The organism is Arthrobacter ruber, from assembly GCF_002954225.1.
Lineage (GTDB): Bacteria > Actinomycetota > Actinomycetes > Actinomycetales > Micrococcaceae > Arthrobacter_D > Arthrobacter_D ruber.
This window is the reverse complement of the sequence record NZ_PPTH01000011.1, coordinates 189744-215445: the sequence shown is the minus strand read 5'-3', so window position 1 is coordinate 215445 and position 25702 is coordinate 189744. Positions and strand designations below refer to the sequence as shown.

The 25702-nt window shown below is 70.8% G+C and carries 20 protein-coding genes and 1 tRNA gene; 16 read left to right on the top strand and 5 right to left on the bottom strand.

All coding sequences use genetic code 11. The features are described from left to right. The 10 genes from CI785_RS02860 to CI785_RS02815 all read left to right on the top strand — a co-directional run. Window positions 1-955: pseudouridine synthase (locus CI785_RS02860; protein WP_105030574.1), on the top strand; the 955-nt coding region annotated here is incomplete at its 5' end. Between the two features lie 3 nt (window positions 956-958). Continuing rightward, entirely contained in the window at window positions 959-2086 is a 1128-nt protein-coding gene (locus CI785_RS02855) for a prephenate dehydrogenase (protein WP_105030573.1), read from the top strand. Between the two features lie 101 nt (window positions 2087-2187). After that, window positions 2188-2841, top strand: coding sequence for a (d)CMP kinase (gene cmk / locus CI785_RS02850; RefSeq protein ID WP_240614971.1), 654 nt, complete (start codon window positions 2188-2190; stop codon window positions 2839-2841). A gap of 90 nt (window positions 2842-2931) precedes the next feature. After that, complete coding sequence (der, locus tag CI785_RS02845) at window positions 2932-4488, top strand: ribosome biogenesis GTPase Der (protein WP_105030572.1); 1557 nt, start codon at window positions 2932-2934, stop codon at window positions 4486-4488. Window positions 4489-4567: 79 nt separating this feature from the next. After that, a tRNA-Pro gene (locus CI785_RS02840) sits at window positions 4568-4641 on the top strand. A 195-nt stretch (window positions 4642-4836) separates the two neighbouring features. Next, complete coding sequence (gene gcvH / locus CI785_RS02835; RefSeq protein WP_105030571.1) at window positions 4837-5223, top strand: glycine cleavage system protein GcvH; 387 nt, start codon at window positions 4837-4839, stop codon at window positions 5221-5223. A gap of 70 nt (window positions 5224-5293) precedes the next feature. After that, the gene (locus tag CI785_RS02830) at window positions 5294-5785 is read left to right on the top strand and encodes an FHA domain-containing protein (RefSeq protein WP_105030570.1); all 492 of its coding nucleotides are present in this window, start codon (window positions 5294-5296) and stop codon (window positions 5783-5785) included. Window positions 5786-5793: 8 nt separating this feature from the next. Beyond that, window positions 5794-6543 carry a transcriptional regulator FtsR gene (ftsR, locus tag CI785_RS02825; protein ID WP_105030569.1) on the top strand — a complete coding sequence of 250 codons (750 nt, stop codon included), beginning with the start codon at window positions 5794-5796 and terminating at the stop codon, window positions 6541-6543. Between the two features lie 11 nt (window positions 6544-6554). Next, window positions 6555-7052 carry a bifunctional nuclease family protein gene (locus tag CI785_RS02820; protein WP_105030568.1) on the top strand — a complete coding sequence of 166 codons (498 nt, stop codon included), beginning with the start codon at window positions 6555-6557 and terminating at the stop codon, window positions 7050-7052. 172 nt (window positions 7053-7224) lie between these two features. Then, complete coding sequence (locus CI785_RS02815) at window positions 7225-7812, top strand: MerR family transcriptional regulator (protein WP_105030567.1); 588 nt, start codon at window positions 7225-7227, stop codon at window positions 7810-7812. Window positions 7813-7868: 56 nt separating this feature from the next. Here CI785_RS02815 and CI785_RS02810 read toward each other — a convergent pair whose 3' ends face one another. Beyond that, entirely contained in the window at window positions 7869-8693 is an 825-nt protein-coding gene (locus CI785_RS02810) for a ParA family protein (protein WP_105030566.1), read from the bottom strand. A 222-nt stretch (window positions 8694-8915) separates the two neighbouring features. Here CI785_RS02810 and CI785_RS02805 point away from each other — a divergent pair, with 222 nt between their 5' ends. The 3 genes from CI785_RS02805 (at window position 8916) to CI785_RS02795 (ending at window position 15322) form a co-directional block, all read left to right on the top strand. Next, window positions 8916-12329: a pyruvate carboxylase gene (locus CI785_RS02805; protein ID WP_105030565.1), complete on the top strand. Its 3414-nt coding sequence runs from the start codon at window positions 8916-8918 to the stop codon at window positions 12327-12329. 109 nt (window positions 12330-12438) lie between these two features. Next, a complete protein-coding gene (locus CI785_RS02800; RefSeq protein WP_240614965.1) occupies window positions 12439-13899 on the top strand; it encodes a MinD/ParA family ATP-binding protein in 1461 nt (486 codons plus the stop codon). A gap of 19 nt (window positions 13900-13918) precedes the next feature. Next, complete coding sequence (locus tag CI785_RS02795; protein ID WP_105030564.1) at window positions 13919-15322, top strand: mycothione reductase; 1404 nt, start codon at window positions 13919-13921, stop codon at window positions 15320-15322. Window positions 15323-15364: 42 nt separating this feature from the next. On the opposite strand, the gene CI785_RS02790 is transcribed toward CI785_RS02795, so the two are convergent. Next, window positions 15365-17173, bottom strand: a complete 1809-nt coding sequence (locus CI785_RS02790; protein WP_105030563.1) for an AMP-dependent synthetase/ligase — start codon at window positions 17171-17173, stop codon at window positions 15365-15367. Window positions 17174-17312: 139 nt separating this feature from the next. Here CI785_RS02790 and CI785_RS02785 point away from each other — a divergent pair, with 139 nt between their 5' ends. Beyond that, window positions 17313-18398 carry an ROK family protein gene (locus tag CI785_RS02785; RefSeq protein ID WP_105030562.1) on the top strand — a complete coding sequence of 362 codons (1086 nt, stop codon included), beginning with the start codon at window positions 17313-17315 and terminating at the stop codon, window positions 18396-18398. Between the two features lie 21 nt (window positions 18399-18419). Here CI785_RS02785 and CI785_RS02780 read toward each other — a convergent pair whose 3' ends face one another. Then, a complete protein-coding gene (locus CI785_RS02780) occupies window positions 18420-18971 on the bottom strand; it encodes a hypothetical protein (RefSeq protein WP_105030561.1) in 552 nt (183 codons plus the stop codon). Between the two features lie 290 nt (window positions 18972-19261). Here CI785_RS02780 and CI785_RS02775 point away from each other — a divergent pair, with 290 nt between their 5' ends. Next, window positions 19262-20134: a lysophospholipid acyltransferase family protein gene (locus tag CI785_RS02775; RefSeq protein ID WP_105030560.1), complete on the top strand. Its 873-nt coding sequence runs from the start codon at window positions 19262-19264 to the stop codon at window positions 20132-20134. 166 nt (window positions 20135-20300) lie between these two features. Continuing rightward, window positions 20301-21683, top strand: a complete 1383-nt coding sequence (locus CI785_RS02770; protein ID WP_105030559.1) for a class II 3-deoxy-7-phosphoheptulonate synthase — start codon at window positions 20301-20303, stop codon at window positions 21681-21683. A gap of 85 nt (window positions 21684-21768) precedes the next feature. Here the strand turns inward: CI785_RS02770 and CI785_RS02765 are convergent, their stop codons facing one another. Together CI785_RS02765 and CI785_RS02760 are read right to left on the bottom strand one after the other, a co-directional pair. Further along, complete coding sequence (locus tag CI785_RS02765; protein ID WP_157940132.1) at window positions 21769-23832, bottom strand: protein kinase domain-containing protein; 2064 nt, start codon at window positions 23830-23832, stop codon at window positions 21769-21771. 91 nt (window positions 23833-23923) lie between these two features. Beyond that, complete coding sequence (locus tag CI785_RS02760; protein ID WP_105030557.1) at window positions 23924-25336, bottom strand: lytic transglycosylase domain-containing protein; 1413 nt, start codon at window positions 25334-25336, stop codon at window positions 23924-23926. Between the last annotated feature and the right edge of the window lie 366 nt (window positions 25337-25702).

Sequence of the window (25702 nt, the reverse complement as noted above, 5' to 3'; positions counted from 1 at the left end):
ACCGGCCGGCCGGTTCGGTGCCAAGACCGGCGGGCGCGCCGGCAGCAAGCCCGGCCGGCCCGGTGCAGCGCCGGGAGCGCGCTCCGGCGGGCAGGGCGGACGCCCGAAGCCGCCGGGTGCCAAGGCCTTCGGGCGTGAGCGGTTCGGCCAGGACCTCGGCCCGGTGCGCGCACCGAAGCCCAAGCGTGCCGGCCGCCCGGCCGACGAGATCGACGTCCACAACCCCGAGGGCGTGCGCCTGCAGAAGATCATGGCGCTCGCCGGTGTCGCCTCCCGCCGCGTGTGCGAGGAGATGATCCTCGACGGACGCGTGGAGGTGGACGGGAACATCGTCACCGAACTCGGCGTCCGGGTGGACCCCGAGCAGGTGGCCATCCATGTGGACGGCATCCGGCTCCAGCTCAACGAGCACCTGAAGTACTACGTCTTCAACAAGCCGCGCGGCGTCGTCTCCACGATGGAGGACCCGGAGGGGCGGCGGTGCATCAGCGACTTCCTCAAGAACAAGGACAAGAGTGAGCGGCTCTTCCACGTGGGACGGCTCGACGCCGAGACGGAGGGCCTGCTCCTGCTCACGAACGACGGTGAACTGACCAACCGGCTCACGCACCCGTCCTACGAGGTGCCGAAGACCTACCTCGTGCAGGTCCGCGGGCCCATGGCGCAGGGCGTCGGCGCCCAGATGAAGGAGGGCATCGAGCTCGAGGACGGCCTCGCCCAGGTGGACTCCTTCAAGCTCGTCGACTCGACGCCCGGGCACATCCTCGTCGAGGTGGTGCTGCACTCCGGACGCAACCGCGTGGTCCGGCGCCTGTTCGACGCCGTCGGCCATCCGGTCGAGCGCCTGGTGCGCACCCAGGTGGGCCCCATCCGCATCGGGGACCAGCGCCAGGGCAGCATCCGCGTGCTCGGACGCCAGGAGGTCGGGCACCTGCTGGCATCGGTGGGCCTCTAGCCGATGGTCGCGCGCACGGAACAGGGGACGCACCTCGCAGGTCCCGTCCTCGTCGTGGGGGCAGGCCTGCTGGGGGCGAGTATCGGGCTGGGCCTGCGCGCCCGCGGGATCGACGTCGTCCTGTCCGACAGCTCACCGTCCACCGAGGCCGTGGCCCGCGACATCGGGGCCGGCAGGCTCCTCTCCGAGGCACAGGACGCGGGGGAGCGCGTGGTCCCGGAACTCGTCGTCGTCGCGACACCCCCCGATGTCACGGCACGGGTGGCCGCCGAAGCGCTCCTGGCCTACCCCGAGGCCGTGGTCGCGGACATCTGCAGCGTGAAGGAGGCCATCCTGCGCGAGCTCCTCGCGACCCCCGGGGTGGCCGCGCACGTGTCCCGGTACATCGGCACGCACCCCATGGCAGGCCGCGAGAAGTCCGGTCCCGTCGCGGCGCGCGCCGAGCTGTTCAGCGGTGCACCGTGGGTGCTGTGCGCCCACAGCGGCAGCGCCCCCGAGGCCGTCCTGTGTGCGGAGTCCCTCGCCGTGGATCTCGGCGCCGTGCCCGCGCGCATGTCGGTCGAGGAGCACGACGAGGCCGTCGCCCTCATCTCCCACCTGCCGCAGGTCGTCTCCTCGCTCGTCGCGAGCAGGCTGCAGGACTCACCGGCGCATGCACTCTCGCTCGCGGGCAACGGATTGCGGGACGTCACGCGCATCGCGGCGAGCGACCCCCGCCTGTGGGTGCAGATCCTCTCCGCCAACGCGGGCCGGCTCGTCGACATCCTGTACGGGGTGCGCGAGGACCTGAACCGGCTGATCGGCACCCTCGAGGACCCGACGGCCGGGGGAGCACGCCTCGACATGGCGCAGCTGATGTCCGAGGGGAACGCCGGGCAGGCCCGGGTCCCCGGCAAGCACGGCACCCCGCCGAACTCCTTCGCGCGCCTGACCGTGCTCGTCGACGACGTGCCGGGGCAGATCGCGAAGCTCCTCACCGAGATCGGGCAGATCGGCATCAACGTCGAGGACTTCCGGCTCGAACACTCGCCCGGGCGCGAGGTAGGACTCGCGGAGCTCTCGGTCCTGCCCGGACGGCGCCACGAATTGACGGAGTCCCTGACACAGCGGGGCTGGAAGGTAGTGCAGTGATCCAGGTATCAGCAGACACCACGCAGACCGCCGCCCCGGGACCGGCGGCGCACACGGCGTCCTCGAGCCCCTACTCGGGGTTCCGCCTCGGCAAGTCCCTCGTGGTCGCCATCGACGGCCCGTCCGGATCCGGCAAGTCCAGCGTCAGCCGCGAGGTGGCACGCCGCCTCCGCGCCGCGTACCTGGACACCGGCGCCATGTACCGGGCGGTGACGCTGCACTGCGTCGCCACGGGAGTGGACCTGCAGGACGGCGCCGCGGTCGAGGCCGCCGCACGCGACATCGAGTTGTTCATCAGCACCAGCCCCGACCACGAGTCGGTGACCATCGCGGGCGACGACGTCACCGCCGCCATCCGCGAGCCCGAGGTGTCCTCCGCCGTGAGCGCCGTCGCGACCACGATGGGCGCCCGCGCGGAACTCATCCGCCGCCAGCGCGCCCTGATCGCCGGCGCCGGTCACCGGATCGTCGCGGAGGGGCGCGACATAACCACCGTCGTCGCCCCCGACGCCGAGGTGCGCATCCTGCTCACGGCCAGCGAGGAGGCCCGGCTGCGTCGCCGCGGCGACCAGCTCGGCGGGACCCAGTCCGATGCCCAGCTGCGGCAGCAGGTCACCGAGCGCGACGCCAAGGACTCCACCGTGGTGGACTTCCAGCAGGCGGCGGACGGCGTGGTCACGCTGGACTCGTCCGACCTCGACTTCGAGCAGACCGTCACGGCGGTCCTCGGCATCGTGCGCACCGTGGCGCACTAGCCGGCACCTCCACGTTTCACGGGCGAGCCCGCCGGCCGCCCGACAGTATTGCCGTCGGGAGACGGCGACCACCAACCGAAGGACAGAACAATGAGCGAGAACCTTTCGCCGGATGCGACGGACCAGGCCTCCGGAGCCGACGAGGACTACGAGCCGACCGGCGAGGACCAGGTCGGTGAGCTGCTCGAGACGCTCGATGACGCAGACGCCGAGCAGCGCGCGGCCTCCCTGCGCGCCGGCCTCGAGGACTACGAGCTCGACGAGGAGGACGCCGCGCTCCTCGCCCGTCAGGACGAGGACTTCGACGACGAGGCGGAGGGCCGCCTCAACCCCGTCCTCGCCATCGTGGGCCGCCCGAACGTCGGCAAGTCCACCCTGGTGAACCGGATCCTCGGCCGCCGCGAGGCCGTCGTCGAGGACACCCCCGGCGTCACCCGCGACCGCGTGTCCTACCCGGCGCAGTGGTCGGGCCGCAACTTCACGCTCGTGGACACCGGCGGCTGGGAGCACGACGCCAAGGGCATCGCCGCGCGGGTCGCCGGCCAGGCGGAGATCGCCGTCGACATGGCCGACGCCGTCCTGCTCGTGGTCGACGCGACGGTCGGCGCCACCGCGACCGACGAGGCCGTGGTGCGGATGCTGCGCCGCAAGAACAAGCCCGTCATCCTCGTGGCCAACAAGGTGGACGACATCCAGAACGAGGCCGACGCCTCCGCCCTGTGGGGGCTCGGCTTCGGGCAGCCGTGGCCCGTGTCCGCCCTGCACGGGCGCGGCACCGCCGACATGCTGGACCACGTCAACGGGATCCTCCCGGAGTTCTCGGAGCACGGCGGGATCGAGCGCTCCGGCGGACCCCGGCGCATCGCCCTGATCGGACGGCCGAACGTGGGCAAGTCCTCCCTGCTCAACAAGCTGGCCGGTTCCGACCGCGTGGTCGTGGACCCGCTCGCCGGCACCACGCGCGACCCCGTGGACGAGATGATCGAGCTCGGGGGGCGCACGTGGCGCTTCGTCGACACCGCCGGTATCCGCCGCCGCGTGCACATGCAGCAGGGTGCCGACTACTACGCGTCGCTGCGCACGCAGGCGGCGCTGGAGAAGGCCGAGGTGGCCGTGGTGCTCCTCGCCGTCGACGAGGTCCTGAGCGAGCAGGACATCCGCATCCTGAACATGGCCATCGAGTCCGGCCGGGCGATCGTCCTGGCCTTCAACAAGTGGGACCTCCTCGACGACGAGCGCCGCCGGTACCTCGAACGCGAGATCGAGCAGGACCTGGCGCACGTGGAGTGGGCGCCGCGCGTGAACATCTCGGCGCTGACCGGCTGGCACAGGGACCGCCTGGTGCCGGCGCTCGACGTCGCCCTCGAGTCCTGGGACCGGCGTATCCCGACGGGCCGCCTGAACGCGTTCCTCGGCGAGCTCGTGGCCGCCCACCCGCACCCGGTCCGCGGCGGCAAGCAGCCGCGCATCCTCTTCGGCACGCAGGCCTCGAGCCGCCCGCCGAAGTTCGTCCTGTTCACCACCGGCTTCCTGGATCCCGGCTACCGCCGCTTCATCACTCGCCGCCTGCGCGAGACGTTCGGCTTCGAGGGCACGCCCATCGAGGTCAACATGCGCGTCCGCGAGAAGCGCAGCCGGAACCGCTGACCCCTTTCCCGGTGTGCCGCCCGCCCCGGGAAATGCTGTACAGTTATCCGAGTGGTTTGGCCCGCTGGGCCGAGCAGATCGGGATGTGGCGCAGCTTGGTAGCGCACTTGACTGGGGGTCAAGGGGTCGCAGGTTCAAATCCTGTCATCCCGACACTGCAGGGCCCGTTTCCACCGGTGAACAGCCGGCGGGGACGGGCTTTTTGCATGCCCGGGGGAGAGGAGCCGCTGCATGCCCGGCGGGGTGAGAGGCGCGTCACGTGGACCCGGAGTTGTGCCTATACTCGACCAGTATCCGTACCGGACGGCACCCAGGCGCCTCCGATGACCGCGCGTCCGAAAGGCAGCCATGAGCAACATCCCCGAAGGCCTCTACTACACCGCTGAACACGAGTGGGTCAGCGAGCCCGCGGTGGATGGCACCGTGCGCGTGGGTATCACCGACTTCGCCCAGGACGCGCTCGGCGACGTCGTCTATGTCCAGATGCCCGAGGAGGGTACCGGCGTCACGGGGTCGGACGTGATCGGCGAGGTCGAGTCCACCAAGAGCGTCAGCGACATCTACGCCCCCGTCAGCGGGCAGGTCGTCGCCCGCAACGAGGCGCTCGACGACGATCCCTCGCTCATCAACTCCGACCCCTACGGCGAGGGCTGGCTGCTCGAGATCAAGGTGTCCGATCCGTCCGTCGTACAGGACCTGCTGAGTTCAGCCGACTACTCCCAGCAGGTAGGCTAGTCCTACCGGAAGCAGGGGTGGCGCAGTCCGGAGCAGCCCGCCGCGCCATGCAGTAGGGGGAGGAAAACCGATGGTGCACCACAGGAATCCTGGCGGAAATGGAGAAGAGCCGAATATGACGTCTCCCGAGACAACCTCGATCGGGCTGCCGCCGCAGATCGCCATGGGAGAGTACGAACGGCACCTGACGCGCGAGGAGCAGGCGTCCGTGGCCGCTCTTCCCGCAGGCTCGGCGCTGCTGATCGCCCACTCGGGCCCGAACGCCGGCGCCCGGTTCCTCCTGGACGAGGACGTCACGAAGGCCGGACGGCACCCGAACGCCGACATCTTCCTCGATGACGTGACGGTGTCCCGCCAGCATGCGGAGTTCCGGCGCACGCAGAACGGCTTCACGGTCGTGGACACCCGCAGCCTCAACGGAACCTACGTGAACAACGACCGCGTGGACAGCGTCACCCTCCGCAACGGCAACGAGGTCCAGATCGGCAAGTTCCGCCTCACCTTCTACGCGGCCCGCACGGTCCCCGGCCAGTCCGCGCAGCACACGACAGCACAGGCCTAGCCCGCTCCATGCCTGCCTCCCACCCCGCCCGCCGTCCGGCCGGTGTCGCTCCCGGTCATCCGATCGCCGGTGTCCTCACCATCGGCGAGGTCCTGCGTGAGCTGGCAGCGGAGTTCCCCCAGGTCACGGCTTCCAAGATCCGGTTCCTGGAGGAGAAGGGCCTCATCACGCCGCAGCGCACACGCGCCGGGTACCGGAAGTACGGAGCGCACGACGTCGAGCGCCTGCGCTTCGTGCTGGCACTGCAGCGCGACCAGTACCTGCCGCTCAAGGTCATCAAGGACTACGTCGAGGCGATCGACCGCGGCGAGCGGCCCGAGTCGCTGCCCGGCGGCATGACCCTCGCGCCGCGGGTCGTCTCCGACCAGCTCTCGCAGGAGCTGAGCGCGCACGCGCGGCGGCTCACCGCCGAGACGCTGGCCGCCGAGGCGGGAGCGCCCCGCCGACTCGTGGACGACCTCGTGAGCTTCGGACTCATCACCGCCGTCGAGAACCGGTTCGACGAGCACGCGCTGAAGATCACCCGGGCCTGTGTGCAGCTGGAGCGCCACGGGATCGAACCGCGGCACCTGCGCCCCTTCCGTGCCGCAGCGGACCGCGAACTGGGTCTGGTCGAGCGCGTGGTGGCCCCGGTGGCCTCCCGCAAGGATGTCGCCTCGAAGGCACGTGCGGCGGAGACCGCACGGGAGATCAGCGAGCTGTGCCTGGGACTGCACAGTGCCCTCGTGCACAGTTCCATAGCCCGAATGGACAGTTAGGCGGCTTCCCCGTGATCGAAGTAGAAGTGGTGGGCGTTCGCATCGAACTGCCGTCCAACCAGCCGTTGGTCCTGCTGCGGGAGACCGCAGGGGAGCGGCACCTGCCCATCTGGATCGGTGCCCCCGAGGCGAGCGCCATCGCCTTCGTCCAGCAGGGTATCGTGCCGCCTCGTCCCATGACCCACGACCTCCTGGTCGACGTGGTGGCGGCGGCCGGCAAGGAGATCCGCGAAGTGCGCATCACCTCCGTGGAGGACACCGTCTACCATGCCCAGCTCGTGTTCACCGACGGCGTGACGGTGAGTTCGCGGGCGTCCGACGCCCTGGCCGTGGCCCTGCGCGTGCCCTGCCCCATCTACTGTGCCGACGAGGTCCTGGCCGTTGCCGGCGTCGAGATCGCCGACGCCGAGGACGCGGAGGAGGGCGACACGGAGGAGACCGCGGAGAAGGAGGTCCTCCAGTTCCGCGAGTTCCTCGCCGATGTGGAGCCCGAGGACTTCGAGCGCTGACGACACGCAAACCTAGCGGGGCAGCGTCTTTGACCTCGCCCCTCCCGCGATCTAACGTCGAAGAATACAGTTCCCATTGCGTGTGTGGGGGGCTCGGGGCACACTTGAGTGCACATCCTGAGGTTCCGACGGATGAGCAAACTTCCCCGGGAACCCGACCAGGAGGCAGCACGTGAGTCCGAAGGGTGACGCCGGCAAGGCAACCAGCCCGGCAGGCGCTGGTGTCCCAGCGAGCGCCCAGGGCTTACTGTTCACCGAAGACCTCCCCGTCCTCGACGAGGACGCCGGATATCGCGGGCCCACGGCCTGCAAGGCCGCCGGCATCACCTACCGCCAGCTCGACTACTGGGCCCGGACGGGCCTCGTGGAGCCGGCCGTCCGTGGAGCCTCCGGCTCCGGCACGCACCGCCTCTACGGCTTCCGGGACATCCTGGTCCTCAAGGTCGTCAAGCGCCTCCTGGACACCGGCGTCTCCCTCCAGCAGATCCGCACCGCCGTCGAGCACCTCCGCGAGCGCGGCGTCGAGGACCTCGCGCAGATCACGCTCATGAGCGACGGCGCCAGCGTGTACGAGTGCACGTCGGCGGACGAGGTCATCGACCTCGTGCAGGGCGGGCAGGGAGTCTTCGGCATCGCCGTCGGCCGGGTCTGGCGCGAGGTGGAGGGCAGCCTCGCAGCGCTGCCCAGCGAGCACGCGACCGACCAGGACTTCCCGGGCGACGAGCTCAGCAAGCGCCGCGCCACCCGCAAGATCAGCTAGCAGCCCTTCTCGGTACACCCGCGCCTCGCGCCGACCCGCAGTGCATCAGCGAGCCATCATCGTCGTCCGGTGCGGCTGCGCATCCTGCCGGAGTCCGTGACACCCCTCAGCAGTTCGTCGAAATGCCCTGCAGCCTGCTGCGCCCCTTCGCCCGGCCAGTGGTGCACGGAGTGGGCGGCACCCTGGATCTGCTGCCAGTCGGGTTGTTCGGGGATGGCAGGGCTCAGCAGCAGGTCGCCGAACAGCTGCCGCATCTCATCGAGCCGGAACGCGTGCTCGGTGGACGTACGTCGCACACGGTTGGCTACGATGCCTGCGGTGTGCAGGTGCGGTGCGAACTCGCGCCGGAACAGGTCGAGCGCCCGCATGGTCCGCTCCGTCCCCGCGACGGAGAACAGGGCGGGCTCTGCGACGAGGAGGACCTTGTGGCTCGCGGTCCAGGCCATCCGGGTGAGGCCGTTGAGGGAGGGCGGGCAGTCGATGAGGACGAGGCTGTACCCCTGCACACGGGACAGGAGAGTGGAGAGCCGTCGCTGGTCGCGGCGCGCGAGGTCCGGACGGTCGTAGATGCCCGAGTAGGCCGAGCCCATGGCGACGTCGAGCCGTCGGGATACCGTCCCAGCCGACCCGGAGGCGGTCGCCACCCAGCCGCTCGGCACGAGGTTGGCAGCGAGATCTCCGCGCCGCGCGTTCTTCAGCAGACGCCCGATGTCGATCTGCCCCAACGGGCGCACCCCGAGACCGGTCGTGGCGTCGGCATGTGGATCCAGGTCGACGACGAGCGTGGGGATGCCCGCTGCCAGTGCGGCGGAGGCCAGCCCCAGGGTGACCGACGTCTTGCCCACGCCGCCTTTGAGGCTGCTGATGCTCACTACCTGCACGTGTTGAACCTGTACCTATCGGTAGGCGCCGCCGGGACTCGGCTGTCCTGAATGATCACCGATCAATCATAGGGTGACGCGGCAGGGCCTCTGGCCGTCGGGTGCGAGCCGACCCGCCGGGCAGGGCGTCCCACGATGCGGCCGATGCCATGGACTGACGGGGCCTGCCGGGTACTATCAGTCCAGCGTGCAGGACCCGACCCGCAAGGATTCAGGAGTGCGATGTTCTCGAAGATTCTGGTAGCCAACCGCGGTGAGATCGCCATCCGGGCCCTTCGGGCCGGATACGAGGCGGGAGCGAAGACGGTGGCCGTCTTCCCCCACGAGGACCGCAACTCCATCCACCGCCAGAAGGCGGACGAGGCGTACCTGATCGGGACCGAGGGCCACCCGGTGCGTGCCTACCTGGACATCGACGAGATCATCCGCGTGGCCCTCGAAGCGGGCTGCGACGCGATCTACCCGGGCTACGGGTTCCTGTCCGAGAACCCAGGCCTGGCGCGGGCCGCGGCCGAGGCAGGGATCACGTTCGTGGGACCGCCGGCCGATGTCCTGGAACTGGCGGGCAACAAGGTCAAGGCACTGGACGCCGCACGGGCCGCGGGGATCCCCGTGCTCGCCTCGTCGCGTCCGAGCGCGGACGTGGCCGAGCTGATCGCTGCGGCGGACGAGATCGGGTTCCCGGTGTTCGCGAAGGCGGTGGCCGGCGGCGGCGGTCGTGGGATGCGCCGGGTCGATACGCGGGAGGCGCTGCCGGAGGCGCTGGAGGCGGCGATGCGGGAGGCCGAGTCCGCCTTCGGCGATCCCACGATGTTCCTGGAGCAGGCGGTCCTGCGTCCTCGCCACATCGAGGTGCAGATCCTCGCCGACGCCGAGGGCAATGTGATGCACCTGTTCGAGCGGGACTGCTCGCTGCAGCGCAGGCACCAGAAGGTCATCGAGATCGCCCCTGCCCCGAACCTGGACGAGGGCATCAGGCAGGCCCTGCACCGTGATGCGGTGAAGTTCGCGACCGCCCTGGGCTACGTGAATGCCGGGACCGTCGAGTTCCTCGTGGACACGGTCGGCGAACGCGCCGGCCAGCACGTGTTCATCGAGATGAACCCGCGGATCCAGGTGGAGCACACGGTGACCGAGGAGGTGACCGACGTGGACCTCGTCCAGTCGCAGCTGCGCATCGCGGCGGGCGAGACGCTGGCGGATCTCGGGCTGAGCCAGGAGACGGTGACCCTGCGCGGCGCGGCGCTGCAGTCGAGGATCACCACGGAGGACCCGGCCAACGGGTTCCGCCCGGACGTGGGCCGTATCTCGGCCTACCGGTCCGCAGGCGGCGCCGGGGTGCGCCTGGATGGCGGGACGGTGTATGCGGGGGCGGAGATCAGTCCGCACTTCGACTCGATGCTGGTGAAGCTCACCTGCCGGGGTCGGGACTACCCGTCCGCGGTGACCCGGGCCCGCCGTGCCCTGGCCGAGTTCCGGGTCCGCGGCGTCTCCACCAACATCTCCTTCCTCCAGGCCGTCCTCGACGACCCGGACTTCATCGCCGGGAATGTCGCGACCTCGTTCATCGACGAGCGCCCGGAGCTCCTCACGGCCCGCGTGCCGGCGGACCGCGGCACCAAGCTGCTGACCTGGCTCGCCGACGTGACCGTGAACCAGCCCCACGGGGCACGCCCCGCACACCTGGATCCGCGGGAGAAGCTGCCAGAGCTCGAGGAGGCTCAGCGGAAGGCCCCGCCCCCCGAGGGGAGCCGGCAGCGGCTGCTCGAGCTCGGGCCCGAGGGCTTCGCGAAGGCGCTGCGGGAGCAGACGGCCGTCGCGGTGACGGACACGACCTTCCGCGACGCGCACCAGTCGCTGCTGGCCACCCGGGTGCGGACCCGCGACCTCGTCGCCGCCGGTGCGAGTGTGTCCCGGCTAACCCCCGGCCTGCTGTCCGTCGAGGCGTGGGGCGGGGCGACGTACGACGTCGCACTCCGGTTCCTGGGGGAGGACCCGTGGGAGCGTCTGGACGCGCTGCGCCGCGAGGTGCCGAACATCTGCCTGCAGATGCTGCTGCGTGGACGGAACACGGTCGGGTACACGCCCTACCCGGAGGCGGTCACCACCGCGTTCGTGCAGGAGGCCGCGGCGTCCGGTATCGACATCTTCCGCATCTTCGACGCTCTGAACGACGTCACCCAGATGGAACCGGCCATCCGGGCGGTCCGTGAGACGGAGACCGCCGTCGCCGAGGTGGCCCTGTGCTACACCGCCGACATGCTCGACCCGGCCGAGACGTTCTACACCCTCGACTACTACCTCGAGCTCGCCCAGCGGATCGTCGACGCCGGAGCGCACATCCTGGCCATCAAGGACATGGCGGGCCTGCTCCGCCCGGCCGCCGCCGCGAAACTCGTGACCGCCCTGCGCGAACGCTTCGACCTGCCCGTGCACCTGCACACCCACGACACCGCCGGCGGACAGCTCGCCACCCTGCTCGCAGCCGTGGACGCCGGGGTCGACGCCGTCGACGTCGCCAGCGCCGCGCTCGCCGGCACCACGAGCCAGCCCTCGGCGTCCGCGCTCGTCGCCGCCCTGGCCCACACGCCTCGCGACACGGAGCTGGACCTCGGCAGCGTGTGCGCGCTCGAACCCTACTGGGAGGCCGTGCGGCGCATGTACGCGCCGTTCGAATCGGGCCTGCCGGGCCCCACGGGGCGGGTGTACCGGCACGAGATCCCCGGAGGCCAGCTGTCCAACCTCCGCCAGCAGGCCATCGCGCTCGGACTGGGGGAACGCTTCGAGGCCATCGAGGACATGTACACCGCCGCGGACCGGATCCTCGGCCGCCTCGTGAAGGTCACCCCGTCCTCGAAGGTCGTGGGCGATCTCGCCCTGGCCCTCGTGGGCAGGAATGCCGACCCGGCGGAGTTCGAGCAGAATCCGCAGGATTTCGACATCCCCGACTCCGTCATCGGATTCCTCAACGGGGAACTGGGCAACCCGCCCGGCGGATGGCCCGAGCCCTTCCGCACGAAGGCCCTGCAGGGCCGCGAGCTCAAGCCGCGCGACGCCGAGCTCACCGCCGCGGACGAGGCGAAGCTGGCCGGGACCTCCGGCGAGCGCCGGAACGCCCTGAACACCCTGCTGTTCGCGGCGCCCACGCGGGAGTTCCGCGCCACCCGCGACACCTACGGGGACGTGTCCCTCCTCGGGACCGCCGACTACCTCTACGGACTGCAGCCGGGGACGGAGCACGTGATCGAGCTCGAGAAGGGCGTCCGGCTCATCGCGACCCTCGAGGCCGTGTCCGAACCGGACGAGAAGGGCATGCGGACGGTCATGTGCACCCTCAACGGCCAGATGCGGCCGGTGAGCGTCCGCGACACGAGCATCGACAGCGACGTCCGGGCCGCCGAGAAGGCGGACCCGGGCAGCCCGGGCCAGATCGCCGCGCCCTTCGCCGGGTCCGTCACCGTGTCCCGGGCCGAGGGCGACGCCGTCGCGGCCGGCGACACCGTCGCGACCATCGAGGCCATGAAGATGGAGGCGAGCATCACGACGCCGATCGCCGGCACCGTGCAGCGCGTCGCCTTCGCCGGTCCCGGCCCTGCACAGGGCGGTGACCTCCTCCTCGTGATCGCCCCGTCCTGAGGACCTCCCTCCGGACCGGCTGCCCGGCCGTCGGGCTAGAGTGGGATGCCGGAAGCATCAGTACCGCGGCTCCGCCCGGAGCGGCCGGATCGACCGAACGGAAGTCACCATGCCAAGCGACCCGACCGATTCCCCGACACCCGGCACCGGGGGCACTGCGGCGGACCCGGAGGCCCTGACGGGCGCCGCGCCGCAGGGCGCCGATCAGGACCCCGTGCCCGAGGATTCCGCCCCGGGCGACCCCCTAACCGGGGTCGAGCCGCAGGACGTCGTCGAGCACGCCGGCGTGGATGGCTCGGCGCAGGGCACCGAGTCCCCGAACTCCGTCTCCCCGGACCCGACGCAGGGCGTCCCCATCGTGCCGGGAGTCCCGCTACTCCGGGGGCCCACGCTCAGCATCCCGGCCCCGTCCTCCGGTGACATCACAGCCGGACTCCCCGCTGCTTCCGCTTCCTCCTCCTCCACCGACCCGTCGCCCGCGGACGGCCTCGGGGACGGCGCGGCGCAGACCGGCTGGCAGCCGTCGGGGTCCTCGTCGAGGGCGTCCTCGAACCCCGGCACGCAGTCCGGGGGCACCGGCCCGGGCGTTGCGGTGGCGGTGCCGATCGGAGCCGAGCGGACGGGCCGGCGCGGGAAGGACAGCGGGCCGGAACCGGCGTCGTCACTCACCGCTGATCGCCTGCTGGCCGGGGTGCGCCGCCCGCCCGTCTCAGGGTGGCGCCGCTTCGTCTACACGGCGACCTTCGGTCGGGTGAACCTCGGGGACTCCGACGCCGTCCGCGTCCAGCGCGCCCTCGAACACCGCATCGCGGTGCGGCTGGGGGACCGGACCCGCTACGTGCCGGTGCTCTCCCGCAAGGGCGGGGTGGGGAAGACGACCGTGACCACCCTCCTCGGCATGGCGCTGGCCGACGTCCGCGAGGACCGCATCATCGCCATGGACGCCAACCCTGACCGAGGCACCCTCTCCGACCGGTCGCCCGGGCGTGCCGACCACACCGCCCGGCAGCTGGTCCGGAACCGCTACGTCATCGAGTCCTTCTCCCAGCTCGCCGCCTTCGTCACGCGCGACGGCTCCCGTCTGCACGTCCTCGCCTCCGACACGGACCCGACCGTGGCCCAGGCCTTCGACGACTCGGACTACCGCGCGGTCACCGACCTCCTCAGCCGCTACTACTCGATCGTCCTGACCGATTCGGGGACCGGCATGGTCCATTCGGTCATGCGGGGCACGCTCGAGAAGGCGGACGCGGTGGTGCTCGTGTCCGGGGGGAGCGTGGACGAGGCGAGGCTCGCGTCCGAGACCCTCAGCTGGCTGGAGGCCCACGACCGGCACGACCTCGTGGCCCGGGCGATCGTGGTGATCAACCTGTCCTCCGGGAACGGCACGCAGGTGGACGTCGAGCAGATCGAGCAGCACTTCCGCTCCCGCGTGAACACCGTGGTCCGTATCCCGTACGACCGGCACCTGGCCGAGGGCTCGCGGATCGAGCTGGCCCGGCTGAACCCCGCGACGCGCAGGGCCGTCATGGAGTTGGCGGCGCTCGTGGTGGACCAGCTGGCGTCCTGACCGCGGCTACACTGCGGGTGTGACCCACTACGACCTCGCGATCATCGGCTCAGGCTCCGGCAACACGCTCATCTCGCCGGAGTGGGACGACCGCAAGGTGGTCCTCGTCGAAGGAGGCACGTTCGGCGGCACCTGCCTCAACGTGGGGTGCATCCCGACGAAGATGTTCGTGCATCCCGCCGATCTGGCATCCGCGCCCGCGCGCTCAGCGCGGCTCGGGGTGAACCTCGCCCTGGAACGGGTGCGCTGGAGGGACATCCGCGACCGGATCTTCACCCGGATCGACGCCATCTCGAGCAGTGGTCGGACCTATCGCGCCGACGAGCTCGCGAACGTGACCCTGGTCGAGGAATTCGTGAGGCTCACAGGGGAGAAGGCCTTCGAGACGGCGTCCGGCGAGGAGATCACCGCGGACCAGGTGGTCATCGCAACCGGCTCCCGTGCCGTCCTGCCGGAGATCCCCGGCATCGGGCTGCCCCAGGTTCATACCTCCGACACCATTATGCGCATCGACGAGTTCCCGCAGCGGCTGCTGATCATCGGTGGCGGTTACATCGCGGCGGAATTCGCGCACGTCTTCGGGGCTTTCGGCGCCCGCGTGACCATCGCCGTGCGCTCCGGCGGCATGCTGAGGACCCTCGACGCATCGGTCTCCGAGGCCTTCACCGAGCACGCAGCGCGTCAGTGGGACCTCCGGCGGGACACCGACGTCACGCAGGTCACCGCCAACGACGACGGCAGCGTCACCGCCCGCCTGAGCGGCCCGGCGGGGCCGGCGGACCTCGTGGTCGACGCCGTGCTCGTCGCCGTGGGGCGGACCCCGAACACCGACGCCCTCGGCGCGGTGGACGCCGGTCTCGACCTGCACGACGACGGCCGCCTCGTGGTGGACGGATACCAGCGGGTCCTGCGCGGGGGTGAACCGGTGGCCGGTCTCTGGTCACTCGGCGACGCCAGCAGCGACTACCAGCTCAAGCACGTGGCGAACCATGAGGCGAAAGTCGTCGCGCACAACCTGCTGCACCCGGACGCGCTGCGCGCCAGCGACCACCGCTTCGTGCCCGCCGCCGTGTTCTCCTCCCCGCAGATCGCCTCGGTGGGCATGACGGGGGAGCAGGCCCTCCACCACTCCGAGGAGACCGGCACCCCGATCGTGACGGCGGTCCGGCACTACGGCTCGACCGCATACGGGTGGGCCATGGAGGACACGCAGGGATTCGTGAAGGTCATCGCCGAGCGCTCCACGGGGCGTCTCCTCGGTGCCCACGTCCTCGGTCATGAGGCGTCGATCATCATCCAGCCCGTCGTCCAGGCCATGTCCTTCGGGCTCGATGCGCTGACGATGGCCCGCGGACAGTACTGGATCCACCCGGCGCTCACCGAGGTCCTCGAGAACGCGCTGCTCGGCCTCGAGGCCGACTGACCGGTCCCCACGCAGGCCGGGCGGCGGAGGGGACCGCCCGGTCTAGACCTTCGCGGAGGAGTAGATCGACTCCACGATCCCGGAGTAGTCCTTCAGGACCTGCGCGCGCTTGATCTTGAGGGACGGCGTGAGGTGGCCGGTGGTCTCGGTGAAGTCGGTCGGGACGATCCGGAACACCTTGATGGCCTCGGCACGGGACACCGTCGTGTTGGCGTTGTCCACGAGCTCCTGGATCTCCGCAAGGACCTTCGGGTGCTCCGCGGCCTCCCCCATCGTGGTCTCGGCGGGCAGCTGGTGCCGCTCGAGCCAGCCGGGCAGGGCCTCCTCGTCGAGTGTGATGAGCGCCGAGATGAAGGGACGCTGGTCGCCGACGACCACGCACTGGGAGACCAGCGCGTTGGCGCGGATGGTGTCCTCGAGCATCGCCGGGATGACGTTCTTCCCGCTGGCGGTGACGATGATCTCCTTCTTGCGGCCCGTGATGCGCAGGAAGCCGTCGTCGTCGAGCTCGCCGATGTCCCCCGTGCGGAACCAGCCGTCCACGAACGTCTCGTCGGTGAGGTCGGGGCGGTTGAAGTACCCCTTCATCACGCAGACGCCCTTGGCCAGGATCTCGCCGTCGTCGGCGATCTTCACCGCGTTGCCCGGCAGCGGCGCGCCGACGGTCCCGATCTTGATGCGCTTGGGCGTGTTCACCGTGATCGGTGCCGTGGTCTCGGTCAGGCCGTAGCCCTCGAGCACCATCAGGCCGATGCCGTGGAAGAAGTGGCCGAGGCGGTCGCCGAGGGGCGCGCCGCCCGAGACCGCGTGCTGCACGCGGCCTCCCATCGCGGTACGGATCTTGCCGTAGAGCAGCCGGTCGAACACGGCGTGCTTGACCTTGAGCCCCAGCGGGATCCTCCCGGCCTGCTCCGCCTTCGACCACGCGATGGCGACGTCCGCCCCGGCGTGGAAGATCTTGCCCTTGCCGCCGTCCTCGGCCTTCAGCATCGAGTTGTTGTACACCTTCTCGAAGACGCGCGGGACGGCGAGGATGAACGTCGGCTTGTAGCTCTGCAGGTCCGGCAGGAGGTTCTTCACGTCCGGGGTGTGGGCCACCGTGGCGCCCGCCGCCACGCACAGTACGGAGATGAACCGCGCGAAGACATGCGCGAGCGGGAGGAACATGATCGTCTGGCCGCCCTCGCGGGCCACCTCGGGGAGGGCCGCCGCGGCGTTCTCGGACAGCTCCACGAAGTTGCCGTGCGTCAGCTCGCAGCCCTTGGGCTTGCCGGTGGTGCCCGAGGTGTAGATGATCGTGGCGACGTCGTCGAGGCCGGCCGTGGAGCGGCGGTCGGACAGCACCTGCTCGTCGGTGCCGGCGCCGGCGGTCTGCAGGGTGTCGAGGCCGCCGCCGTCGAACTGCCAGACGTGCTGCAGGGAATCGATGCCCTCCAGGGCCACGGCCTCGCGGACCACGCTCTCGTGCCGGGCGGACTCGACGAAGGCCCCGACGGCGCCCGAGTCGCTCAAGATCCAGGCGACCTGAGCGGGGGAGGAGGTCTCGTACACGGGCACCGAGACGGCGCCCGCGAACCAGATGGCGAAATCGGCCAGCGACCACTCGTAGCGCGTGCGGGCCATGATGGCCACCCTGTCCCCGGGCTGCACGTCCGAGGCGATCAGGCCCTTCGCGAGGTCCTCGACCTGGCGCCGGAACTCGGTGGCCGTGATGTTCTCCCACTCACCCGACGCGCCCTTGACGGCGAACAGCGCGGGGTTGGACGGCTTGGCCGCCTGCCGTACCACCAGGTCCGTGGTGTTGGTCTGGCGGGGGACGTCCACGAGGACGGGAACGCTGATGTCGCGCACGATAGCTCCTTCGATATCGCCTCGACGGTGAGGCGGATTCCAGCCTATAGGTTCAGGTGGCCGAATGACCGTCCCGTAATGTACAAGTCGATAACGGTGGCGCGTCAGCGCCATACCGCCAGGACGAGGGAGGGGACGCATGCCGGTGCTGCCTGACCGGGCCGGGCTCCGCGGCCGTCGGCCGCACACCGATGCGGGGTCGGCGGGACGCGGAGCGCTCCTGGCAGCGCGGGCGGCACGCTCCACCGTCCCCGACCCGGCGCGTCGCGGGCTCTCGATCGGCGTCGACATCGGCGGTACGAAGGTCGCGGCGGGCGTCGTCGACGTGCGGGGCAGGATCCTCGCCGAGGCGCGCAGGGCGACTCCCGGGCAGGATCCACGCGCCGTCGAAGCTGTCATCACCGAACTCGTCCGCGAACTGTCGCGGGAGTACCGGATCCGTTCGGTCGGGATCGGCGCCGCGGGCTGGATGGACCTGTCCAACAGCACCGTGCTCTTCAGCCCGCATCTGGCATGGCGCAACGAGCCGCTGCGGAGGAACCTGGAAAAACTGCTGCACCGCCGCGTCACGGTGGTCAACGACGCCGACGCGGCCGCGTGGGCGGAGTGGCGTTTCGGTGCGGGTCGCGGTGAGTCCCGCCTGGTCTGCGTCACCCTCGGCACCGGGATCGGGGGAGCCATGATCATGGGCGGACGGGTGGAACGCGGACGGCACGGCGTCGCCGGGGAGTTCGGACACCAGATCATCGTGCCGCAGGGTCACCGGTGCGAGTGCGGGAACCGGGGCTGCTGGGAGCAGTACGCCTCCGGCAACGCCCTGGGTCGCGAGGCTCGGGAACTCGCCGCCGCGAACTCCCCGGTGGCCAGGGCCATCATCGATGCGGCACCCGGCGACGGCTCGGCGATCACCGGTGCGCTCGCGACCCGCCTCGCGATGGAGGGCGATCCCGCGTCCCGCGAACTGGTCGACGACGTCGGGCAGTGGCTGGGGCTGGGCCTCGCCAACCTGGCCGCTGCACTCGATCCGGGGACGTTCGTCATCGGCGGGGGGCTCAGTGCCGCGGACGAACTCCTGCTGGAGCCCGCGCGACGGGCCTTCGGACGCAATCTGACGGGTCGCGGCTTCCGGCCGGCGGCGCGCATCGAGCGGGCGGCGCTGGGCCCCGAGGCCGGTCTGATCGGAGCGGCCGACCTGTCACGGACGCTCTCCCGCAGCGGCACCTGAGACGTGGCCCGCCCGGGCGGCCTAGACCTCGGCGCCGTCGTCGCCGATGTCGCGGTGCTTCGGCAGCCGTGTCACGAGATAGCCGGCACCCGCCAGGAACAGCGCGAGGACGCCGAGTGTGGCGGCCAGGGGAGCGTCCCGCCAGAACATGGCGAACAGCAGCAGCGTGATCGGGCCGCCGGCGGCACCGACCCAGGCCAGGACCGTCAGGGGATCACCGGAGCCGAGGGGCGGGGGTTCCTCCGGGGTGAAGCCCTCGTCGTCGTCCGGTTCGTCCGCCCCCTGCGGTGCGGAGTAGTCGCGGGGCCCCGTGGGCCGGAACGGCTGGTCCCTGAAGATCGCATCCGCGCGCTCGCGGTCCGTCAGGTCCTCGCCGCCGCGCGCGCCGGGCGCGTCAGCGCCGCCGCGTTCGTCCGACCGGGTGCCGAGGGGATCCGCGGGTGCGGCCGGTGGAAGGAGGCGGCCGGCGTCGGGGGAGCCGGGATCGGCGGCGGTACCCTCCAGGCGCGCGACAAGGTCCTGCCAGACGGCGTCGTCGGTGGATTCGTTCGGTTCCTGACCTCGGGGGCCCATACGTTGCTACCCGGCTTCCTGGGAATCAGAGGGCGTGCTCGTTCCATCGTGGACACCGTGCGCCGCCACGTCAACCGATTCCGTGCGTGTCGGGCGCCGTACCCGGTGCCCTGCCGCTCCGGTCGGCGGGGCATACGTCCCGCGGTGAGGCGGCGCGGTGACTCCCGCGTCCCCCGCCCACGCGTCCACGGGACGGCGCCCGTGTGCCCGGCTTCCTTAGAGTAGGCTTCCACAAGAAAAAGCGGGCAGCATGCCTCATGCCGCACCGTCCATGCAGGGAGGCTGGCAGCGTGTTCTATTGGGTGATGAAGCGGATCGTCGTCGGTCCGATCCTCAATCTCCTCTTCCGGCCCTGGGTCAAGGGACTCGACAACGTCCCGGCGACGGGACCGGCGGTGATCGTCAGCAACCACCTGTCCTTCTCCGACTCGATCTTCCTGCCCATCGTGGTCCCCCGGACCGTCGTCTTCCTCGCGAAGTCCGAGTACTTCACGGGCAAGGGGATCAAGGGAAGGCTGACGGCCCTCTTCTTCCGGCTGTCGAACCAGCTGCCGATGGACCGTTCCGGCGGGGCGGCGTCATCGTCCTCCCTCAGCGCGGGCATGGAGATCCTCAACGAGGGCGGCGTCCTCGGCATCTACCCCGAGGGGACCCGGAGCCCGGACGGACGCCTGTACCGCGGCAAGACCGGGGTCGCGAAGCTCGTCCTCGCGACGGGCGTGCCGGTGATCCCCGTGGCGATGATCGGCACGGACAAGGTGCAGCCCATCGGCCGGCGCATCCCGAACATCCGCCGGGTGGGCATCATCATCGGTGAGCCGCTCGACTTCAGCCGTTACGAGGGGCTCGAGTACGATCGCTTCGTGCAGCGCTCCGTCACCGACGAGATCATGTACGAGCTGATGCGACTGTCCGGCCAGGAGTACGTGGACGCCTACGCGAGCACGGTCAAGGAGCGCCTCGCCGCCGAGAAGGCAGCGGGACGGAAGACGCCGAAGCCCGGCGCCGACACACGCAGGGCAGCGGTGAGGATCTCGACCGACTCCGCTCCGGTGCCGGGCGCGGTCACCGAGATCGGCCGCCCGCCGGCGGTCGGCGATTCTCCTTCCTCCGCACACCGCACCACCGCCGACGAGCCTACGAAGCAGTCCGACGCCGGGTGAGCGGACGGGCTCGTCCGCTCACCGTGCGACCCGACCGCAGTGCTGCATCCTCCGGCCGCGCGCTCCGTTCGCCGGCGCCGGCACGAAACCCGGCTGTGTGACCCGGCAGCGGCATCCCATGACGGGCCGAATCGGGCCTCCGACGGCCAGCCCGTAGAATTCCCCTGTGACTGATTCGCTAGCTCCCGTACTCCCGCGTACCGCGGACCCCGTCTCCTCCAGTACAGCCGGCCTCGATGCCTGGCGCTCGATGGCGGCGGTCCAGCAGCCATCCTGGCAGGACTCCGGGGTCTATTCGGCGTCGGTCAAGGAACTCTCGACCCTTCCTCCGCTGGTGTTCGCCGGTGAGGTGGACGTACTGCGCGAACGGCTCGCGGCCGCGGCGCAGGGCAAGGCCTTCCTCCTCCAGGGCGGTGACTGCGCGGAGACCTTCGACGGCGCGACGGCCGACAAGATCAGTGCGCGGGTCCGCACGATCCTGCAGATGGCCGTCGTCCTGACCTACGGTGCGTCGCTGCCCGTCATCAAGATGGGGCGCATGGCCGGCCAGTTCGCCAAGCCGCGATCCTCCAACGACGAGACCCGCGACGGCGTCACCCTGCCCGCCTACCGGGGCGACATGGTCAACGGGTACGACTTCACCCCCGAGAGCCGCGGGCACGACGCCTCGCGCATGGTGAAGGCGTACCACACCTCCGCATCGACGCTGAACCTCATCCGGGCGTTCACCCAGGGCGGGTTCGCGGACCTGCGGCTGGTCCACCACTGGAACAAGGGGTTCATGGCCAACCCCGCGCACTCGCGCTACGAGTCGCTGGCCCGCGAGATCGACAGGGCCGTGCGGTTCATGGACGCCTGCGGCACAAACTTCGAAGCGCTGAAGCGCGTGGAGTTCTTCGCCAGCCACGAGGCGCTGCTCCTCGACTACGAGCGTGCACTGACCCGCATCGACTCGCGCACCTCCCTGCCGTACGACACCTCGGCGCACTTCCTGTGGATCGGGGAGCGCACCCGCGACATCGACGGCGCGCACGTGGACTTCCTGTCGCGCGTACGCAACCCGATCGGCGTCAAGCTCGGACCCTCCACCTCGGCTGACGACGCCCTCGCCCTGATCGACAAGCTCGATCCGAACCGCGAGCCGGGCAGACTCACCTTCATCACCCGGATGGGGGCGAAGAACATCAGGGAGAAGCTGCCGTCCCTGGTGGAGCGCGTCACCGCCTCCGGGGCACAGGTCCTCTGGGTCACCGATCCGATGCACGGCAACACGGTGACCTCACCGAACGGGTACAAGACGCGGAACTTCGACGACGTGATCGACGAGGTGCGCGGCTTCTTCGAGGTGCACAACGCCCTGGGGACGTTCCCCGGCGGCCTGCACGTCGAGATGACGGGCGACGACGTCGCCGAGTGCCTCGGCGGCGCCGACCCGATCGATCAGGACGCCTTCCTGGAACGCTACGAGTCGGTGTGCGACCCGCGCCTGAACCACATGCAGTCGCTCGAGATGGCCTTCCTCGTCGCCGGGGCCCTCTCGAAGAGCTGACCCCAGGGCAGGGTGACCCTGCCCTGGACACGACGCGACGACGGCCACCACCGGTGGCCGCCGTCGCGTCCGGCCCGCCTGCGCGTCAGGCGACCGTGATCCGGATCGTGGTGCCTTCGGGCTGCTCGCCCGCGGGGCTCTGGCCGACCACGAGACCGAGGACGGCGCTGCCGAAGGTGTAGTCGACCTGCACCGCGAAACCGGCGGCCTCGAGCGTCGCGATGGCACGCTCCTCCGGCAACGAGAACACCGTGGGGACCCTCACCATGCGGGGCCCCTGCGACAGCGTCAGCGTGACCCGTGTCCCGCGTCGGACCTCGGTGCCGGACGGGTCCTGACGGGCCACGGCGCCCTCCGGCACGGTCTGGCTGTACTCCCGGGCATCGGTCACCGTCACCCCGAGCCCTGCACGCTCGAGAGCCGCGACGGCCTCCTCCGCGGGAAGTCCCGTGACGTCCGGGACGGTCGACAGATCGGGGCCCTTCGACACGAGTAGTTCGACGGGCTCGAAGCGGCGGACCAGGGACGCGGCGGCGGGGTCGGTGCCGACGACCAGCCCCGCGGTGACCTGCTCGTCGAAGACCTCCTCCGTGGACAGGGACACGAGCCCCTGCCCCTCGAGGACGGTACGGGCCTCGGCGAGGGGAGTGTCGGCGACGTCGGGTAGCGACACCGTTCCCGCCGGGCCGGCACCGAAGAGCCAGCTTGCACCGGCCACGAGGCCCGCGAGGAGGACCAGCAGCACCGCGAGGATCCGCACGGACCGGCGCGCCGCCCGGCCCTGCAGCGTCTTCTGCGGTCGCTGTGCCTCGCGCGCCTGCTGCCTCCTGGACGGCGGACGGACCGAACTGCCGGCGGGGCGCCTGGCTGCCGGTCGGGCGCCGTCGTCCGGCTCCGCCTTGTGGAGGGTCCGCGACGGACCGTCGTGCGTGTCGGGCGCCCATGCCTCGCCGGTGCCGGGGCCGCCGGCCTGTCCGGAGGGGGCCGTGCCGATCGACGACGGCGCACCGGACGGGGGCGTCGCCGGCATGGCGCCGATGACCCTCGTCGCATGGTGGCTGCGATCGATGACACCGGTACGGTCGTCCCGGCGTCCGGCCGCGGGCAGGACCTCGGTCCGTCCGGACCGCTGCTGCGCGGTGTGTGCGCCTGCGGCGCGGGGGAGGAACGCATCGCGTGGCAGGGCCTCGGTCCGCTCGTCACCGGCGGGGAGGCGAGGGACGACGGCGGCGGTCAGCTGGTCCTGCTCCGGACCGGGACCCGGCACGTCGGACGGGTCGAAGTCCAGGTCCTCCTCGCTGAGGGTTGCCCGGATGTGCCGGAGTTCGCCGAGGAGCGCGGCGCCGTCCACCGGGCGGTCCTCGGGGTCCCGCGAGGTGCACCACTGTACGAGTTCGTCGATGTCGGGGGCGAGGCCGGGAAGGAGCGAGGACGGTGCGGGGACGTCCGACTGCGCGTGCTGCAGCGCCACCTGGATGGGGGTCTCCCCGGTGAAGGGCTGCCTGCCGGTCAGCAGCTCGAAGAGCATCACACCCGTCGAGTAGATGTCGCTCTGGGCTTCCGCCGGTCTGCCGAGCACGAGCTCGGGGGAGAGATAGGCGACGGTCCCGACGAGCGTGGCGGTCCCGGTGGACGCCGAGACGGCGCGCGCGAGACCGAAGTCGGCGATCTTCACGGCCCCCGCGTCCGAGAGGAGGACGTTCTCGGGTTTCACGTCGCGGTGGATGAGTCCCGCCTCATGGGCCGCCGCGAGTCCCTCCACGACGGCGTCGAGCAGTGTGAGCGCGTGACGCGGCGTGAGCCGGCCGTGATCGCGCAGCACGTCCCGCAGCGTCCTGCCGGAGACGAACTCCATGACGAGGTAGGCGACGGGTTGCCCCCCGATCTCGTCGACGCCCTGGTCGAGCACGCCCACCACGTGGGGGTGCGACAGGCGCGCGGCCGATTTCGCCTCCTGCTCGAAGCGTTCGGTGAAGCCGGGCTCCTCGGCGAGGTGGGGGTAGAGGACCTTGAGCGCGACCCGTCGGTCGAGTCGGCGGTCGGTGGCCAGGTACACGGTGGACATGCCGCCGCGGGCCAGCCGTGAATGGACGACGTACCGCCCGTCCACCGTGGCTCCCTCGAGCGGATCCTTCCGTAGCTGGTGCACCCTCCGATACTAATCGGGTGCAGACGAAGGGGGCAGGACCACCACGCGATCCCACCCCCTCCGCCCGGCCCGGCACCCGGGCCGGGACGGCCTACGCGAAGTTCTTCTGGTGCGCCTTGATTGACGCGACGTACCGCTTCGTGTCCTCGAACATCCCGCGGTTCTGCACCGAGTACTGACCCTGGTAGTAGGAGGCGATCGCGATGTCCAGCGATGGGCTCGTGCGGACGAGCGAGCGGATGATCGCGACGCCGGCGGTCGCGTTGTCGTACGGGTCCAGCAGGTTCAGCTTGCGGCCCACGAGGTCGCTCGCCCACTGGCCCGAGGACGGGATGACCTGCATGGTCCCGATGGCGTTCGCCGGGGACACCGCGCGCTGGTTGAAGCCCGACTCCTGGTGCGCGAACGCGAGCGCGAGGCTCGGGTCGACGCCCATCGAACGCGCCGAGTCGGCGACGATCTGCCGCATCTCGGCCGGCGAGGGCGCGGGCATCGAGTTGAGCAGCGCCTTGTTCGAGTTTGCGTCCGCGACCACCTTGTCGGGGTAGGTGTAGCCCAGGAACGTCGAGGGGACGAGGCCCGTCGGCGCCGGCGCGGGAGCCGGAGCGGTGACCCCGCCGGTGAGGGTGAGCTTCTGTCCCGGGTAGATGACCGACGTCATCGTGCAGTTGTTGGCAGTCAGGAGGGCCTGCAGGCCCACACCGTTGCGGGAGGCGATCGCGCCGAGGGTGTCACCGGGCTTCACGGTGTACGTGCCGGCGGGAGCGGGAGCGGGAGCGGGAGCCGGCGCAGGTGCGGCTGCGGGCTTGTTCGGTGCGGGCGCGGGTGCAGGGGCGGGTGCCGGTGCGCCACCGCCCAGGGTGATCTTCTGCCCGGGGAAGATGACCGAGGTCATGGAGAGCTTGTTGGCGGTCAGGAGGTCCTGGAGGCCCACCCCATTGCGGATGGCGATCGCGCCGAGGGTGTCACCGGGCTTGACCACGTAGGTCCCGGCGGACTGCTGGGGAGCGGGCGCAGGAGCGGCGGGGGCCGCTCCGGGGGCAGGTGCGGCACTGCCGGTCAGCTTGATCTTCTGTCCGGGGTAGATGATGGTGCGCGCGGTCAGCTTGTTCAGCTCGAGCACGGCCTCCGTCGACAGGCCATGGAGCCTGGCGATGGCACCGATGGTGTCTCCCGGCTTGATGGTGTACTCGCTCGGCGCGGTCGGCGCGGTCGGGGCGGTCTGCACGGTCACCGCGGTCTTCTGCGCGGGGACGGTACCGGCTACGAGGGCGGCGGGCACGACGGCCCGCGCGGGAACCTGCGTGGGGGCCGCGGCCAGGTGGCGGGCCGCAGATGCCTGCGGAGCGGGTGCTGCCGTCGCCGGTTGGGCGAAGGCGACGGAAGAGAGAAGCACCGCGGGCAGGGCGGCGGTGGTCACGGCGACGTTCAGGCCGCGACGGCTGGCGCCGGCGGCCTTCCTGCGGGTGCCGTTCAGCGGTGCATTCGATCGCTGGGCAGTCATGTTTTCGTTCCTCGTCTGTTGGCGGCTGAGTCCGCGCGGACGCACGTACCCGAGATGGTGCTTCCCGGCTGGGCACATGCAAGTGCTGGTGATGCTGTTGTGTCACGTGTTGTTACTGTTGCTTCTGTGACTCCTGTGAACTTACACGAAAAGGGGAGTAGCACAAGAGGTCTCCAAAGGGCCTGAACCTCCGCTCTGGCGTGTCGCGCCGGAGGCATGGCCGTGTTGCCGGGGGCTGCTCCAGTCCTGTGGGAATCCTGCGTCGGTCCTGCTCCGGAGCTGCGCCGGTCCTGCGCCGGTCTCCCGGGCCTCGGAGCGCCCCTGGGCCGTCGAGTGGAGATGGATGCGGGAGCGTGGCACCCTTGG